Source organism: Seonamhaeicola sp. NFXS20 (assembly GCF_049132085.1).
Taxonomy (GTDB): Bacteria; Bacteroidota; Bacteroidia; order Flavobacteriales; family Flavobacteriaceae; genus Seonamhaeicola.
Genome location: NZ_JAFMPU010000008.1, coordinates 69,730 through 85,363 on the forward strand (window position 1 = coordinate 69,730; position 15,634 = coordinate 85,363).

Below are 15,634 nucleotides of genomic sequence, written 5' to 3' on the forward strand. Positions count from 1 at the left end.
ATTAGTTACTTATTTTCAAATATTTCTTTTCAATAAAAAAAGTTCCAAACGGAATAATAGCTGCTAAAAGCACACCTCGAAGCTGTTTATTGTCCCAATTTAATTCTGGTTTTAACATAACAGCTAAAACAACGTATAAAATAAATAAAATTCCGTGTGGCATTCCTAATAATTTAACGTACTGTGGGTCATGTGCTAAGTACTTTATTGGTGTAGCAATAAATAATAATAAGATATATGATATCCCCTCTAAAAAAGCCACAATTCTGAAAATATTACTCAATGAAAACATGTTTTGAAATTTTTAGCAAAAATAAGGTAGTCTAAGCAATTTATAAGCGTAGTAGCTAAATTTTGTAATAACTTTAAGAGGTTAGTTTAATTTCATTCTAATAACATCTAAGTAGCTGATAATAATCATGTTTTTTTTAAAATATTGAAGTTAGCTTTATATCATCTAAAAAAACCTGTAAGAGATTCTTAAACAGAAATATAGGGGTAATTACCATTTTAAACTAAACCATAAGATATATGAAAGTATTTGATGATAAGCACATTAAAAATGTAGTTTTTGTGGGTGCGCACAATAGTGGTAAAACTACTTTGGCAGAAACTATGCTTTTTGAAGCAGGTTTAATTAATAGACGTGGTACCATTGAAGATCAAAATACCGTATCTGATTATCATGACATTGAACACGAGCGGCAGGCATCGGTGTTTGCAACGCCCATGCATACAGAGTGGCGTAATTATAAAATTAATATTATTGATACTCCTGGGTTAGATGATTTTATAGGTGAAATTATTTCATCTATTAGAATGGGAGACACGATAGCTACCGTTATTAACGGAAGAAATGGCGTAGAGGTTGGCACTGAAATTATCTGGAATTATATAGATAAATACAACAAGCCAACCTTATTTATTATAAACCAAATAGATCACCCAGACTGTAATTTTGATGATGTCTTTACCAGCATTAAAACGTTGGTTGGTAATAATGCGGTTCAAATTCAATATCCCATAAAAATTGATGGTGCATTATGCATTATAGATGTATTAAAAATGAAATGCTACAAATTTGGATTAGAAGGAGGGAAGCCCGAAAAAATTCCTATTCCAGATGGCGAAAAAGAAAAAGTTAACCATTTACACAATGAACTTGTTGAAAAGGCAGCCGAAAATGATGAAGAACTTATGGAGCTTTATTTTGATAAAGGCACGCTTAACGAAGATGAAATGCGTCAAGGTATAAAAGCAGGCATGCTTAACCACGATTTGTTCCCTGTTTTTTGTGTATCGGCATTACAAGATATGGGTAGTGGCAGGCTTATGGGATTTATAGATAATGTAGCCCCAGCAGCAGCCGATTTAAAACCCCAACAAAGTATAGAAGGAGAGGAGGTTGTTCCTAAAAAAGAAGCGCCTACATCTCTGTTTGTTTTTAAAACATTACACCAACCTAATTTAGGACAAATTACATTCTTTAAAGTAAAATCTGGCGAGGTAAACATTAATGATAAATTTACTAATTCTAGAACCAACGAAACCGAAATTATTAACCAACTTTTTATAATGGATGGTAAAAAAAGAGAGCCTGTTAATAAACTTACAGTTGGTGATATTGGTGCTACACTAAAACTTAAAGACACAGAAACAAACGATACTTTATACAGCGGAAATAAGCCTATTACCATTAAACCAATACAATATCCAGAACCTCGAATTAATAAATCGGTATCTGCAGAAAATAAAGCAGATGAAGAAAAATTGAGTGAAGCATTAAAACGTATTCATGAGCAAGACCCAACGGTGGTAATAACGTATTCTAAAGAATCTAAAGAACAATTATTAGGCTGCCAAGGCGAATTACACTTAGCTATTATAGATTGGACATTAAAAAACAATTACAATATTAAAGCCAATTACAGCAAACCAAAAATTAAGTATAGAGAAACCATACAGCGCTCTTCTACTGCAAATTACAGACACAAAAAACAATCTGGTGGCTCTGGGCAATTTGCACAAGTACACCTTAAAATAGAACCTTGGTATGAAGGTATGCCAGAACCCGAAGGTTTTAATATTAGAGGTAAAGAAGAAGTAAATTTACCTTGGGGAGGCAAACTAGTATTTTACAATTGTATTGTAGGTGGGGTTATTGATGCGCGCTACATTCCATCTGTTATGAAAGGGGTTTTAGAGGTCATGGAAGAAGGTCCGCTAACAGGCTCCTTTATTAGAGATGTACGCGTTATGGTTTACGATGGCAAAATGCATTCGGTAGACTCTAACGATATTTCCTTTAAAATAGCTGGAGCACACGCTTTTAAAGAAGCGTTTTTAAATGCAAATCCTAAGTTATTAGAGCCAACAAACGAGCTCACCGTAAAAGTTCCCGAAGATATGGTAGGAAACGTAATGACCGATTTACAAAGTAGGCGCTCCATTATTCAAGGCTTTGATAACCTAGATAATTACCAAATACTTAAATGTACCATTCCTGCTGCAGAATTGTTTGGATATTCAACAGATTTACGCTCTTTAACCCAAGGAAAAGCAACATTTAGTTCTAAATTTTCATCGTACCAACCGGTACCTAATAACATTCAAAAACAACTTGTAAAAGAAGAAGTATAATTTAACGCATAGAAATCATGATAACGAAAGCAAATTATTTAAGCGACCTAAAATTTAATTTAGAAACTTGGAAAAGAGAATTACGTTTTCATTTTAATGAAATGGACACGTTTCAAGAAAAATTAGAGGAAATAGCAAAACGAGAATTTGGTAAAAAAGCTACCGTTCCTTTAGAAAATTTCCAAAATAGAATTATGATTGAAAAAGATGCCATTTCTAAATTAAAACACCGCATAAGAAATAAAATGGCTAATATTAATAAGGCTGATTATAATGAAAATATTGATGGTAAACTTCAAAACGAACAACATACCTTAAAGGATGATATGCGCACATACATTAGAATGCATTACGATTTAAAAGAAGAGATGATGGACTTCTTTAGAGAATGGCTATAAAAACACCACGTTACCCACTAAACTATCAGAAAAGGCTGAAATATTAATTTGTTTCGGCTTTTTCATGTTTTTAACACTTTTAAAGCATTATTTTAATTAATTTTAAAGAACTCACTAAATGAAATAATATGGGAACTAGAATTTTTATAATGCTATTATTTGTAGTTTCAATAATAAGTTGCAAATCTGGAAAAATGCCTACGGCCGAAGAGCTAGAAAAGTTAAATACCATAGCAGAAATGGATACATTAACTATTGAATTTGATTCTGCCTATCCATTAAGTGCTTCAATAATCAATAATAGTAGTGTTTTGCTACCACAAGATAGTAGAGGAGGTACCATTAATTTAATAGGCAACTACAATCATTTTAAAATATTAGGAGATAGTTTATCTATTAGTTTGCCTTATTTTGGTGAAAGACAAATGGGAGGCGGCTATAATTTAGATGATGCCGGTATAAAGTTTGAAGGTAAACCTCTGGTTACTAAACATTCATATAACTCAAAAAAACATAAACAAGAGTACTATTTTGAAGTAAAAAAGGGCTCAGAAACATTTCAGATGAATCTTAGTATTTTTTCAAATTTGAATACAGATTTAAGGGTTACAAGCACCCATAGAACAGCTATTTCATACAGAGGTAACGTGCTACTAAATAAAAAAGAATAAGTTTTTAAGTTGTTTATTTACAGAACGTTAAAAATAACTAAACCATAAATAACAAAGCGTAACAACCGTAAAGAGCCAAACATAACAACACCTTTAAATTTAAAATCTATTATACCTGCTGCAATACAAGAAATTGAAAAGGGTAGTGGCAACAAAGCACCAGCAACAATTAATAAACCGCCCCATTTTTTAGAGTTTTTTAGTTGTTTTTGCATTTTATATTGCAAATAATTATGCACTCTAGGAATTCTGGTAATAGATTTTCCAATAAAATAAGACAATAATCCACCAAAATAAGATAAAAAAGCTAAAGACATTAAGTATAGCCACGGACGACTTAGTTTAGATGCCCAAGCAATAAAGAGTTCTGGAGGTATTAAACCCATAAAAGTTTCTGAAACAAAAAAGAAAATTAAAACTCCATAAACTGGTAAAGTTTCAGTAAGCTTAACTAAAGCTTCATTAATATTAAAAAATGAATTTAATATATAAATACCTGCAACAATTAAAATTAAATATGGTAAAGCCTTTAAAATACTTTTACCAACAAAACTATAGAAACCAGTATAGCTGTAATACTGATGTAGTAAGCGTAAACGCGATTTTGAAGATTTTGTTCTTTCTTTAGATGGCTTCATAACAGATTTTAAGGCGAATGCAAATATACCGCCAAATTTTAGTAATAAAAAACCATGTGCTGTTATTTAAAACTAATTTAACAAGTTAGAGGCAATAGAAGTGTTAATTAAAAATTCTATTTTACATAATATAAATTATAGTACATTTATAGCAAATTAACGGATGCTTGCATTTTACATAATTGCAGATGTAATTTCACATTTTAGACTTTGGTTATTAAACCGAAAACAACATCTGTATTATCATCGTTTTTTATATAAGCCTTGTATAAATATGTTTTATCATTTAGAATTTCAATAATCTCAACTTCTATTAGATTTCCTTCTTTATGTTTATCTTTTTTTAAAGACATTTTCATTGTCTCCAATTCATACTTGTGCTCATCTGTCCACTTTATTTTATATTTCTGTGTTCCGCCTAAACCACCTTTTTCTATTTGGCGTTTTTTGCGTCGTTTCATTATAGTTTTACTATATGCAAGATTTTCATATTTAAATTTCCCTCGATGAAAAGCTTTACACTTAACACGTTCTTCTTCTGGCAATTCATATGTTTGATACTTTGAATTCACAAAATAGTATACAGATTGCCAACATTCACCTGTCATTTTCATCGGGTAAATTAATTTACCATTTTTAAAATGTTCTAAACAACCTTGTTGCCAACCATGATTCTTATAAGTACTTTTTTCTTGGTTGATACTTATGTCATAGCGTTTACCATTATCATCTACACAATAATCTATTATTACAATTTCTACTCTATCAACGTCATCAACAAAGGTTTGAGAGTAAGAACAAAAACAATTAATTATGAATCCAAAAAATAGTAGGTTTTTCATATAGTTTAGTTTATAGCTAAAGTACTTTATAAATTTAAAACTTTGGAAACAATTAACGGTTCATTAAGCTATATTTTAGGAAACAATGTAACTAAAGAAAATCTCTCAAAACACAGAAATACCAATAAAAATAAAAACTAAACCCCTAAAATATAATCGCCTCCAATCACCTACTGTTTTAACCAAAATAATTAAGTTAAACTAAACACAAAAAATATTAAATAAAGTACCTTTGTAATTATTGTTATTTGAAGTTTAAATCTTCATTTATTATTAATCGAAATCTTAAAACATGAAGCATTCAATTATTATAGTTTTAGCGTTATTTCTAAGCACAACGTTATATGCGCAATTTCAAATTTCTGCAAGTGGTGGTTATGCTATAGGAAGCGCAGGTATGAAATTAGGGGAAACTCAAACCGCTAGCGGAACAAAAAATTCTTACGGTAGTTATGGTGAAGGTTTAAACGCTCAATTACGAGGTACTTATTTTTTTAATAATAAAATGGGTGTAGATTTGAGTGTTGGTTACTTACATGGTTCAGATCAAACGGTATCTAAAGTCAATTTAACAGGCTATGAAGTTGATGCTATTGCACGAGCTCGTGCTTTTGGAGCCGCAGCATCTCTTGTGTATAAATTTAACCCTAATGTCTATGGTCGTATAGGTGCTTTAGTAAAATTAGGTGGTAAAACCGAAGCTGTTGTATATCAAAAAGCTACGTTTTCGCAAGCTGAAGCAGATGCTATTGGTGTACCATTAGGCTCGTATTCTGAAACTAATTATGTTGAAGATTATCACGGACAATTCCCTTTAGGCTTTATTGCTGCTATTGGTTATGAATATCCGTTAAATGATAATTTTAGTCTTTTTGCAGAGGCTGAATATTACGGTATAAGTTTAAAAAGAAAAGATTCTGAAATTACAGAATTTAATACCAATGTGGTTTTACCAGATGGTACAGTTGCCGTTCAAGGTCTTTATTCTTTAGATAATTTACCAGAAGGCACCAATAGAAATACAACTTATGTAGATGAGCTACCTAGTGACAATACTGATACATCAAAAGAATTAGCGGTAAAAGTACCCTATTCATCTTTCGGAATTAATTTTGGAGTGATTTACAAATTTAAAAAAGCAAGAAGCTAGAAATGAGCACCTAGTTCTTATTAGCATAATTCTAAACTCATAAAAGCTCCTATTGTATTGATAGGAGTTTTTTATTGCAATTCGTTCTTGATTTTAGCAAACCCTTTATAGCATAAATTCTGATATCAACAGCGTACTAATGAATCTCTTAAATAATATTCTATTAAACCTTTGTTAAAAAAAAGAATGAACATTCATTTTTATATAACTTTGTATCAATAATTAATACCATGGCAAAACTTCAAAAAAGTATAGATAAACGTAACAGATTAATTAAAGCAACAATACAATTGGTTAATAACAATGGGTTTCATGCTACACCAATGAGTAAAATTGCTAAAATGGCCAACGTATCGCCTGCTACAATCTATTTGTATTTTAAAAACAAACAAGATTTAGTAAATCAAACATACATAGAAGTAAAAGCTAAATACACAGCATATGCTTTTGAAACTTATAAAAACGATATGCCTATTGAAGCTGGTTTTAAACTCATTTGGTATCGTATAGCAGATTTTAAACTTAAAGAATGTGAAAATGCTATGTTTTTGGCGCAATGTGACAATACCCCTATGATTGATGAAGCCAGTAGAAAAGAAGGTATTAAACATTTACAACCTCTACTAGACCTTTGGGCTCGTGGCAAAAAGGAAGGCATTATAAAACCATTGTCTGATTATTTATTATATGCCTATGCTATTAATCCATTATCTTTTTTAATGATTACCCAAAAACGCGGTGATTTTCAGTTAGATGAAACTCATTTAGAAGAAGCGTATCAATCTGCTTGGGGCAGTATAAAAGTATGTAAGTAAAATGAAAAAAACAGCTATAATACTAGGCGCTACAGGATTAACTGGCGGTGATTTACTTAAAAAATTAATTGAAGACAACCGGTATAGTAATATTAAATTGTTTTCACGCTCAAAAATAGAAGGTTTACCTGCTAAAGTTTCGCAATATATTGGAGATTTATTAGACTTAGAACAATTTAAGTCTCAGTTTACAGCTAATGAAGTTTACTGTTGCATAGGTACAACAAAAGCCAAAACACCAAATAAAGATACCTATAAACAAATAGATTACGGTATTCCTGTGGCAGCTGCAAAACTATCTAAAGTAAATAATATCAATACATTTTTAGTGGTTTCGGCTTTAGGTGCCAATGCAAATAGTACCGTGTTTTACAATAAAACCAAAGGTGAAATGGAACGCGATGTTCTAAAACAAAATATAAAAAACACCTTCATTTTTAGACCCTCATTAATTGGCGGACACCGTAAAGAACATCGTACACTAGAAAAAATAGGATTAGCCGTTTTTAAAGTAGTGCAACCTTTATTTATTGGAGGTCTTAAAAAATATAAAATTATCGCATCAGAAGATATTGCTCAAGCCATGATAAACGTAGCTAACAGTACTAGTGTAGCAGATGTTATTATCAATTCTAGCGCCATAAAAAAAATATCTAAAAACACTTAAATATAAACTTGAATAAAAGAAATTATGATAAAAACCATTTTATTAAATAATAGACCTATAGGAAAGCCAACAGTTTCAAATTTTGAATTTGTTACTGAAGACAAAGAACTTACAATCTCTAAAGGCGAAATACTATTAGAAACGGCTTACGTATCGGTAGATCCTTATTTAAGAGGACGCATGAGTGATGCTAAATCTTACGTCCCCCCTTTTGAGTTAAATCAACCTGTTCAATCTGGCGTGGTTGCAAAAGTAATAGCTTCAAAAAACGAAAAATTTAAAATCGGCGATTATGTTTCAGGCATGTTAAATTGGTCTACGCAACAAGTATCTAATGGTGAAGGTTTAAACAAAGTTGATGGCCATAAAGCTCCTTTAAGTACATACTTAGGTGTTTTAGGAATGACCGGACTAACCGCTTACTTGGGTTTAACGCAAATAGGAAAACCTAAAGCTGGTGAAACCATTGTAGTTTCTGGTGCTGCAGGTGCTGTTGGTAGTGTTGTTGGGCAAATTGCCAAAATATTAGGCTTACACGTTATTGGTATTGCTGGTACTGATGAAAAAGTCGAGATTCTTAAAAGTAAATTCGGTTTTGACGAAGGTATCAATTACAATACCACTAAAGATATGAAAGCTGCTATTGCAGAAGCTGCGCCAAATGGGGTAGACCTGTATTTTGATAATGTTGGCGGACCAATATCAGATGCTGTATTGTTTAATATCAATCGTTTTGCACGCATTATAATCTGTGGTGTTATTTCTGTTTATAATGAAACTGAAATACCAAAAAGTGTGAGTGTACAACCATTTTTAGTAAAAAATAGTGCCTTAATGCAAGGCTTTATTGTTTCTAATTACGCCGATAAATTCCCAGAAGCTATTCAACAATTAGCAGGTTGGTTAGCCGAAGACAAATTAACTTATACCGAAACCATTGTTGATGGTTTCGATAATATTCCCCAAGCTTTTATTGATTTATTTGAAGGTAAAAATAAAGGGAAAATGATAGTGAAAATTTAATTAAAAAAGAAAATGAACAATTTTGAATTTAAAAATCCTACCAAAATTATTTTTGGAAAGGATACCATAAAAAAAGTAAAAGACGAAATTCCAACAGACGCTAAAGTACTATTGCTTTATGGAGGCGGAAGTATTAAGAAAAATGGCATTTACAACCAAGTAAAAACTGCTTTAGCAGATGTTGATGTCACTGAGTTTGGAGGCATTCCTGCAAATCCAGAATACGCAACATTATTAGAAGCGCTTAAAGTTATTAAAGATAAAAATATAACTTATTTATTAGCTGTTGGTGGAGGCTCTGTAATTGATGGTACTAAGTTTTTATCTGCGGCAGCAGTATACAATGGCGATACGCCTTGGGATATTTTAGCTAAAAATATTAGAACTGAAAAAGGCATGCCTTTTGGAACTGTTTTAACCTTACCAGCTACAGGATCTGAAATGAATTCTGGTGCCGTAATTTCTAGAGCAGAAACGAAAGAAAAATTGGCTATGGGTGGCCCTGGTTTATTCCCTGAGTTTTCAATCTTAGACCCTCAAGTAATAAGTTCTATTCCGCAGCGTCAGCTAGCAAATGGTTTAACAGATGCTTTTACCCATGTTTTAGAGCAATACATGACCTACCCTATTGGTGCATTATTACAAGATCGTTTTGCAGAAAGCATTTTACAAACTTTAATTGAAGTAGCGCCAACAGTTTTAAAAGATCCAACCAACTACAATGCAGCATCTAACTTTATGTGGAGTTGTACTATGGCTTTAAACGGATTAATTCAAAAAGGCGTACCAACAGATTGGGCTATTCATGCAATGGGACATGAATTAACGGCTCTATTTGGTATAGATCATGCGCGTACTTTGGCAGTAATTGCACCAAGTCACTACAAATATAATTTTGAAGCAAAAAAAGAAAAACTAGCGCAATATGCAGAACGCGTTTGGAATGTTACTGAAGGAAGTACCGACGATAAAGCCTATGCTGCAATAGAAAAAACTGAAGCATTTTTCCAAGAATTAGGAATAAATACTAAACTATCGGATTATACTAAAAATTATGAAGGTACTGCCGAAAAAATAGCAAAACGATTTACAGACCGTGGATGGACAGGATTAGGTGAACATAAATCTTTATCGCCAGAAAAAGTAGAAAGTATTGTAAAAATGGCATACTAGTTTTAGTAAAGTTTATTAAAACAATGGTTAATACATAATCTGTTATTGTAATGTGTTAACCATAAAATCAAAAAAATTAAATAGCTTCTAAAGAAGATTTAAGAAGCTAAACAACATTTAAAAAATAAATTGAAATGAACGTATTATTTGTATTAACATCTCATGATAAATTAGGAGATACAGGAAAAAAAACAGGCTTTTGGGTAGAAGAGTTTGCAAGTCCTTATTACACTTTATTAGATAAAGGAGCAACAATTACTTTGGCAACACCAAAAGGCGGTGCAGCACCAATTGATCCTAGTAGTGAAGTTCCTGATGCATCTTCAGAAGCTACCAAACGTTTTAATAATGATGCTGAAACTAAAGCACTTATTGCAAACACAAAGAAGTTAGCCGATATAAATCCAGATGATTTTGATGCAGTGTTTTATCCAGGTGGTCATGGACCATTATGGGATTTAGCAAACGATAAAAACTCAATAGATTTAATTGAAACGTTTAATGTTCAAAACAAACCTATAGCTTTTGTTTGTCATGCACCAGCGGCTTTAAAAGATGTTAAAAAAGAAGATGGGACACGCTTAGTAAAAGGTAAAAAAGTAACTGGATTTTCAAATCATGAAGAAACTCAAGTTGGTTTAACTGAAGTAGTACCTATTTTGGTTGAAAATATGTTGATTGAAAATGGTGGCTTCTACTCAAACGCTGATGCTTGGCAACCTTATGCACTTGAAGATGGTAATTTAATTACAGGCCAAAACCCTGCTTCATCACAGTTAGTAGCCGAAAAATTATTAAATAAGCTATAGGATAAATCATTTAAAGGATAAAAAAAGAAACTGTCTGAAAAGCCGTTTGTTTTCTGTTTGCCAGGTTGAGCTTGTCGAAATCAATATTGTTATCTCAATATGTTAATAATTTCAATATGTTCATTTTGACAAAATATTAGACTTTTCAGACAGTCTCTTTTTATTTTACACCATATACACTTATATATAACAAACCAATTAGATTAATTTTCGCAATATATCACACTTACCTTTTTGTTTTAAATTTTATAAAGTACACTTCACTCCATTTTGAGTAGTTATTATTGATAAAAAATGACCTCTCATTTCTTTTATTAAAATTTTAATATTAAATTTGTTAACCAAATGGTTAAACTGTTTAGTTAATATGACGAAAATAAAAGATAAAAACACTGAAGAACAAATACTTACGGCGGCAAAAGAAGTGTTTCAAACCAAAGGAATGGATGGGGCACGTATGCAAGAAATAGCAGATAAAGCGGGTATTAACAAAGCCATGCTTCATTATTACTATAGAAGTAAGCAGATGCTATTTGAAGCCGTATTTAAAAATGCCTTTTCCTTATTAGCGCCTCAATTAAATGCTATTTTAAATGATGACTCTACTATTGAAGACAAGATTAGAAACTTTACTTCAAATTATATCTCGTTCATTATTAAACATCCTTATTTGCCAAATTTCATCATTCAAGAGCTAAATAGAAATCAAGATTTTGTACTAAAACTAAAAGGCAATAAAGGTTTTCCAAACCTAGAAAAGTTTAAAAAACAAGTAGATGAAGAGGTTAGTAAAGGGATTATAAAACCTATAAGTGGTGAGCAATTATTCATTAATATTTTAGCGCTTAATGTTTTTCCGTTTGTAGGCAAACCTTTAGTAATGGCATTAGCCAATGTAAGCAATGAAACTTACCAACAGCTTATGGAAGACCGAAAAACGCAAGTAGCCAATTTTATTATCAATTCAATAAAGCACATATAAAATGAAATTCTTATTATTCATTTTTATTAGCATAGTAACCTGTTCTAGTTATGCCCAAACAGCTATCACACTAGAGGAATGTTACAACTTGGTAACTAAAAACTACCCTTTAGCTAAACAAACGCAACTATTAGAAAATCAGTATCAATTAGATGCAGAAGCCATTGCAGCTACAAAACTACCACAGTTAAATCTTGATGCGCAAGCAACCTATCAATCAGATGTTATTGAAATTCCAATTTCATCTGTAGACCCTTTAAACAAAGACCAATATCGAGCTACATTATCGGCAAATCAACTAATTTATAATGGTGGATTAACAAATGCTTCATTACACCTAAAATCTGCTCAACTTAAAACAAAACAAAAACAGATTGAGGTGAGTTTGTACCAATTAAAACAACAAATAAACCAACTGTATTTCTCTATTTTATTAGCTCAGGAGTCAGAATTGTTACTAAAAGCCAAACAATCGCAATTAGAAGCAAAACTAAAAGAAGTGGTTTCTGGTATTAAATATGGCGTTATTCTACCAGCTTCTGATAATGTTTTAAAAGCTGAATTATTAAAAATAAGTCAACAATTTATTGAATTAAAAAGTAATAAAAAAGCTCTCATTGAAACGCTTTCAAGCTTAATAAATAAACCGTTACCCTCTTCCACCCTATTTCAAAATCCTAGCATTGAAACACAATTGCAAGATGATTTAAACAGACCTGAATTAGAATTATTTCAGCTTAAAAAAGAAGAGATTGCACAATCTGAAACATTAATTTCTAAACAAAATGCGCCACAGCTATCAGGTTTTGCAACTGGTGGATATGGTAATCCAGGGTTGAATATGTTAGATAATTCCTTTCAAACATTTTATACCGTTGGGGTTAAATTAAATTGGAATGTCTTTGATTGGAACTCAAAGAAAAAGCAGCGTCAATCTTTAGCCATTAATAAAGAAATTGTAGATACCGAAACAGAAACTTTTAAGCTTAATACCAAGATAGAACTTAACAAACAACAAGAGGAGATAGAAAAAATACAAGCAATTATAACGTCAGACAAAGCCATAATTAATCTTAGAAAAGAAGTGTTACAAACCGCCGATTCGCAACTTAAAAATGGCGTAATTACGTCTTCAGATTACATAACAGAACTCACCAATTTATACGAAGATGAAAATACGTTGGTTAGACATAAAATAGAATTACAACTCGCTAAAGCAAATTATAATATTATTAAAGGCCAATAACTATTTAGAAATGAAAAATCACATATATATACTAGAAATGGCGCTATTAGCTATTACTCTGTTTTCTTGCGGAAATGGTAACGATAAAGCAGATGGATATGGCAATTTTGAAGCCACAGAAATTACAATTTCAGCCGAAAATAACGGAAAACTAATGCAGTTTAATATTAATGAAGGTGATATACTTAAAAAGAACCAGTTTATAGGTTACATTGACACTATTCCATTGGCTTTACAATGCGAACAACTACAAGTATCTAAAGCTGTAATTAGCTCAAAATCTAAAGGTGTATTGTCTCAGATTTCTGTATTAAAATCAAAATTAAAAACAGCTAATACCAATAAATCTAGAGTAGAAAATTTAATAAAAGATAATGCTGGAACGCAAAAGCAATTAGATGATGTTGAGGGTGAAATAGATGTAATTAAAAACCAGATTAGAAGCGTAGAAATTCAAAATGCCCCTGTGGTTAATGAATTGAAATCTATAGACGTTAAACTCAAACAGATTGATGACCAAATTCAAAAGAGTAAAATTATTAATCCTATAAACGGAACAGTTTTAACCAAATATGCCGAACCAAATGAAATTACTGCTTTTGGAAAACCACTTTATAAAATAGCCAATTTAAACATCATGCAACTACGTGTGTATATTAGTGAAACCCAATTAACTAATATAAAAATAGGTCAAGAAGTTACCGTAAAAGTTGATGATGTAGACACTATGAAATCTTATGATGGTATAATTAGTTGGATAGCTTCAGAAGCAGAATTTACACCAAAAATTATTCAAACTAAAGAAGAACGCGTTGCTTTAGTTTATGCTGTAAAAATAGATGTTAAAAACGATGGTAGCCTAAAAATTGGTATGCCGGCAGAATTGTGGCTAAACTAAATACACCTTAATGAGTATTTCTGTAAAACATATTAGTAAATCTTACAAAAGTGTAAATGCCTTACAAGACATCTCTTTTGAAGTTAAAAAAGGTGAACTCTTTGGGCTTATTGGTCCTGATGGCGCAGGAAAAACTACGCTGTTTAGAATATTAACTACACTATTATTTTCAGATAGAGGTACAGCAACTGTTGCTGGTTATAATGTGGTTTCAGAATACAAAAAAATAAGAAGCAGTGTTGGTTATATGCCTGGTAAATTTTCACTCTATCAAGATTTGACGGTTGAAGAAAACTTAAACTTTTTTGCCACCATTTTTGGAACCACTATTGAAGAAAATTACAATTTAATAAAAGACATTTATGTTCAAATAGAACCTTTTAAAGACCGTAGAGCAGGAAAGTTATCAGGTGGTATGAAACAAAAACTCGCCTTAAGTTGTGCTTTAATTCATAAACCTAAAGTACTTTTTTTAGACGAGCCTACCACTGGAGTTGATCCCGTATCTCGTAAAGAATTTTGGGACATGCTTAAACGTTTACAACAAAAAGAAATTACTATTTTGGTTTCAACACCTTATATGGATGAAGCGGCATTATGTGATAAAATAGCACTCATTCAAGACGGGAAAATTTTGGAAATAGATACACCAGAAGCCATTGTTAAGTACCATCAAAAACCTATTTATAATGTTAGTGCTAATAATATGTATCAACTCATCAATAGTTTAAATGAATATAAACACAAACATAGTGTGTACCCTTTTGGTGAGTTTGTTCATTATACAGATAGTAGAACTGATTTTAATCCAAAAGAATTACAACTGTATTTAGAAAGCAAAAACTTATCTAACATACATATAAAAAAAACCAAAGCCACTATTGAAGATACCTTTATGGAATTAGCAAAATAATGAACAGCAACAACGTTATACAAGTAAAAAAATTAACCAAAATGTTTGGTGACTTTACAGCAGTAAATGCCATAACCTTTGAGGTTAAAAAAGGTGAAATTTTTGGTTTTTTAGGAGCTAATGGAGCAGGAAAAACCACTGCCATGAAAATGCTAATAGGTATTTCTAATCCAACTTCTGGTAAAGCTAATGTAGCTGGATTTGATGTGTATTCTAATGCAGAAGACATCAAGAAGAATATTGGCTACATGAGTCAGAAATTTGCTTTATATGACGATTTAACGGTGAGAGAAAATATTGTTTTTTTTGGAGGTATTTATGGATTGTCTAGAAAGTTAATTAAGGAAAAATCAGATGTTTTAATTGAAGAATTAAGTTTACAAAGTGTTTCTAATAAATTGGTTGGAGCTTTACCTTTAGGATGGAAACAGAAACTATCCTTTTCGGTGTCCTTAATTCATAATCCTAAAATTGTGTTTTTAGACGAACCTACTGGAGGCGTAGATCCAATAACCAGACGTCAGTTTTGGGAATTAATATATAAAGCTGCTAACCAAGGAACAACCGTTTTTGTAACCACACATTACATGGATGAGGCCGAGTATTGTGACCGTGTTTCTATCATGGTAAACGGAAAAATTGAAGCCCTAGATACACCAAAAAAATTGAAAGCAAAGTTTAATGTAGATAATATGAACGATGTGTTTTTAAAACTAGCTCGTGGATGAAAAAATCTGCACAAATCTGCTCTAGATCTGCGGAAATAAAA

General features: G+C 31.5%; 17 protein-coding genes. 14 read left to right on the top strand and 3 right to left on the bottom strand.

Going from position 1 to position 15,634, the window contains the following annotated elements; genetic code table 11:
* Window position 1 precedes the first annotated feature (1 nt).
* The gene (locus J1D01_RS12055; protein ID WP_421150991.1) at window positions 2-292 is read right to left on the bottom strand and encodes a DUF3817 domain-containing protein; all 291 of its coding nucleotides are present in this window, start codon (window positions 290-292) and stop codon (window positions 2-4) included.
* Between the two features lie 239 nt (window positions 293-531).
* Here J1D01_RS12055 and J1D01_RS12060 point away from each other — a divergent pair, with 239 nt between their 5' ends.
* The 3 genes from J1D01_RS12060 (at window position 532) to J1D01_RS12070 (ending at window position 3,709) form a co-directional block, all read left to right on the top strand.
* Window positions 532-2,640, top strand: coding sequence for an elongation factor G (locus J1D01_RS12060; RefSeq protein ID WP_372936381.1), 2,109 nt, complete (start codon window positions 532-534; stop codon window positions 2,638-2,640).
* 17 nt (window positions 2,641-2,657) lie between these two features.
* Entirely contained in the window at window positions 2,658-3,038 is a 381-nt protein-coding gene (locus tag J1D01_RS12065; RefSeq protein ID WP_372936379.1) for a hypothetical protein, read from the top strand.
* 128 nt (window positions 3,039-3,166) lie between these two features.
* Window positions 3,167-3,709, top strand: coding sequence for a DUF4251 domain-containing protein (locus J1D01_RS12070; protein WP_421150992.1), 543 nt, complete (start codon window positions 3,167-3,169; stop codon window positions 3,707-3,709).
* 17 nt (window positions 3,710-3,726) lie between these two features.
* Here J1D01_RS12070 and J1D01_RS12075 read toward each other — a convergent pair whose 3' ends face one another.
* Both J1D01_RS12075 and J1D01_RS12080 read right to left on the bottom strand, forming a co-directional pair.
* Complete coding sequence (locus J1D01_RS12075) at window positions 3,727-4,347, bottom strand: YqaA family protein (RefSeq protein ID WP_421150993.1); 621 nt, start codon at window positions 4,345-4,347, stop codon at window positions 3,727-3,729.
* 203 nt (window positions 4,348-4,550) lie between these two features.
* Window positions 4,551-5,189 (bottom strand): hypothetical protein, encoded by a 639-nt coding sequence (locus J1D01_RS12080; RefSeq protein ID WP_421150994.1) that lies wholly within the window; start codon window positions 5,187-5,189, stop codon window positions 4,551-4,553.
* A gap of 292 nt (window positions 5,190-5,481) precedes the next feature.
* On the opposite strand from J1D01_RS12080, the gene J1D01_RS12085 reads away from it, so the two are divergent.
* The 11 genes from J1D01_RS12085 to J1D01_RS12135 all read left to right on the top strand — a co-directional run bounded on the left by J1D01_RS12085 (window position 5,482) and on the right by J1D01_RS12135 (window position 15,593).
* Complete coding sequence (locus J1D01_RS12085; RefSeq protein ID WP_421150995.1) at window positions 5,482-6,339, top strand: outer membrane beta-barrel protein; 858 nt, start codon at window positions 5,482-5,484, stop codon at window positions 6,337-6,339.
* 230 nt (window positions 6,340-6,569) lie between these two features.
* Window positions 6,570-7,154: a TetR/AcrR family transcriptional regulator gene (locus J1D01_RS12090; RefSeq protein WP_421150996.1), complete on the top strand. Its 585-nt coding sequence runs from the start codon at window positions 6,570-6,572 to the stop codon at window positions 7,152-7,154.
* Window position 7,155: 1 nt separating this feature from the next.
* Entirely contained in the window at window positions 7,156-7,821 is a 666-nt protein-coding gene (locus tag J1D01_RS12095) for an NAD(P)H-binding protein (protein WP_421150997.1), read from the top strand.
* A 24-nt stretch (window positions 7,822-7,845) separates the two neighbouring features.
* Complete coding sequence (locus J1D01_RS12100; protein ID WP_421150998.1) at window positions 7,846-8,844, top strand: NADP-dependent oxidoreductase; 999 nt, start codon at window positions 7,846-7,848, stop codon at window positions 8,842-8,844.
* Between the two features lie 12 nt (window positions 8,845-8,856).
* Window positions 8,857-10,017, top strand: coding sequence for an iron-containing alcohol dehydrogenase (locus J1D01_RS12105; RefSeq protein ID WP_421150999.1), 1,161 nt, complete (start codon window positions 8,857-8,859; stop codon window positions 10,015-10,017).
* A 134-nt stretch (window positions 10,018-10,151) separates the two neighbouring features.
* Window positions 10,152-10,826 (top strand): type 1 glutamine amidotransferase domain-containing protein, encoded by a 675-nt coding sequence (locus J1D01_RS12110; RefSeq protein ID WP_372937937.1) that lies wholly within the window; start codon window positions 10,152-10,154, stop codon window positions 10,824-10,826.
* A 367-nt stretch (window positions 10,827-11,193) separates the two neighbouring features.
* Window positions 11,194-11,808 carry a TetR/AcrR family transcriptional regulator gene (locus J1D01_RS12115; RefSeq protein ID WP_421151000.1) on the top strand — a complete coding sequence of 205 codons (615 nt, stop codon included), beginning with the start codon at window positions 11,194-11,196 and terminating at the stop codon, window positions 11,806-11,808.
* 1 nt (window position 11,809) lies between these two features.
* Window positions 11,810-13,054 (top strand): TolC family protein, encoded by a 1,245-nt coding sequence (locus tag J1D01_RS12120; protein WP_421151001.1) that lies wholly within the window; start codon window positions 11,810-11,812, stop codon window positions 13,052-13,054.
* Window positions 13,055-13,064: 10 nt separating this feature from the next.
* Entirely contained in the window at window positions 13,065-13,952 is an 888-nt protein-coding gene (locus tag J1D01_RS12125) for an HlyD family secretion protein (RefSeq protein WP_421151002.1), read from the top strand.
* Between the two features lie 10 nt (window positions 13,953-13,962).
* Window positions 13,963-14,865 carry an ABC transporter ATP-binding protein gene (locus J1D01_RS12130; protein WP_421151003.1) on the top strand — a complete coding sequence of 301 codons (903 nt, stop codon included), beginning with the start codon at window positions 13,963-13,965 and terminating at the stop codon, window positions 14,863-14,865.
* On the top strand, window positions 14,865-15,593 hold the full coding sequence (locus J1D01_RS12135; protein WP_421151004.1) for an ABC transporter ATP-binding protein: 729 nt from the start codon (window positions 14,865-14,867) through the stop codon (window positions 15,591-15,593). The genes J1D01_RS12130 and J1D01_RS12135 overlap by 1 nt, the downstream gene beginning before the upstream one ends.
* The last annotated feature ends 41 nt before the right edge of the window (window positions 15,594-15,634 follow it).

Coding starts and splice junctions, on each gene's coding strand:
- J1D01_RS12060 (WP_372936381.1), top strand. CDS start 532: ATGAAAGTATTTGATGATAAGCACATTAAAAATGTAGTTTTTGTGGGT.
- J1D01_RS12110 (WP_372937937.1), top strand. CDS start 10,152: ATGAACGTATTATTTGTATTAACATCTCATGATAAATTAGGAGATACA.
- J1D01_RS12095 (WP_421150997.1), top strand. CDS start 7,156: ATGAAAAAAACAGCTATAATACTAGGCGCTACAGGATTAACTGGCGGT.
- J1D01_RS12070 (WP_421150992.1), top strand. CDS start 3,167: ATGGGAACTAGAATTTTTATAATGCTATTATTTGTAGTTTCAATAATA.
- J1D01_RS12055 (WP_421150991.1), bottom strand. CDS start 292: ATGTTTTCATTGAGTAATATTTTCAGAATTGTGGCTTTTTTAGAGGGG.
- J1D01_RS12075 (WP_421150993.1), bottom strand. CDS start 4,347: ATGAAGCCATCTAAAGAAAGAACAAAATCTTCAAAATCGCGTTTACGC.
- J1D01_RS12090 (WP_421150996.1), top strand. CDS start 6,570: ATGGCAAAACTTCAAAAAAGTATAGATAAACGTAACAGATTAATTAAA.
- J1D01_RS12125 (WP_421151002.1), top strand. CDS start 13,065: ATGAAAAATCACATATATATACTAGAAATGGCGCTATTAGCTATTACT.
- J1D01_RS12135 (WP_421151004.1), top strand. CDS start 14,865: ATGAACAGCAACAACGTTATACAAGTAAAAAAATTAACCAAAATGTTT.
- J1D01_RS12080 (WP_421150994.1), bottom strand. CDS start 5,189: ATGAAAAACCTACTATTTTTTGGATTCATAATTAATTGTTTTTGTTCT.
- J1D01_RS12085 (WP_421150995.1), top strand. CDS start 5,482: ATGAAGCATTCAATTATTATAGTTTTAGCGTTATTTCTAAGCACAACG.
- J1D01_RS12130 (WP_421151003.1), top strand. CDS start 13,963: ATGAGTATTTCTGTAAAACATATTAGTAAATCTTACAAAAGTGTAAAT.
- J1D01_RS12120 (WP_421151001.1), top strand. CDS start 11,810: ATGAAATTCTTATTATTCATTTTTATTAGCATAGTAACCTGTTCTAGT.
- J1D01_RS12105 (WP_421150999.1), top strand. CDS start 8,857: ATGAACAATTTTGAATTTAAAAATCCTACCAAAATTATTTTTGGAAAG.
- J1D01_RS12100 (WP_421150998.1), top strand. CDS start 7,846: ATGATAAAAACCATTTTATTAAATAATAGACCTATAGGAAAGCCAACA.
- J1D01_RS12115 (WP_421151000.1), top strand. CDS start 11,194: ATGACGAAAATAAAAGATAAAAACACTGAAGAACAAATACTTACGGCG.
- J1D01_RS12065 (WP_372936379.1), top strand. CDS start 2,658: ATGATAACGAAAGCAAATTATTTAAGCGACCTAAAATTTAATTTAGAA.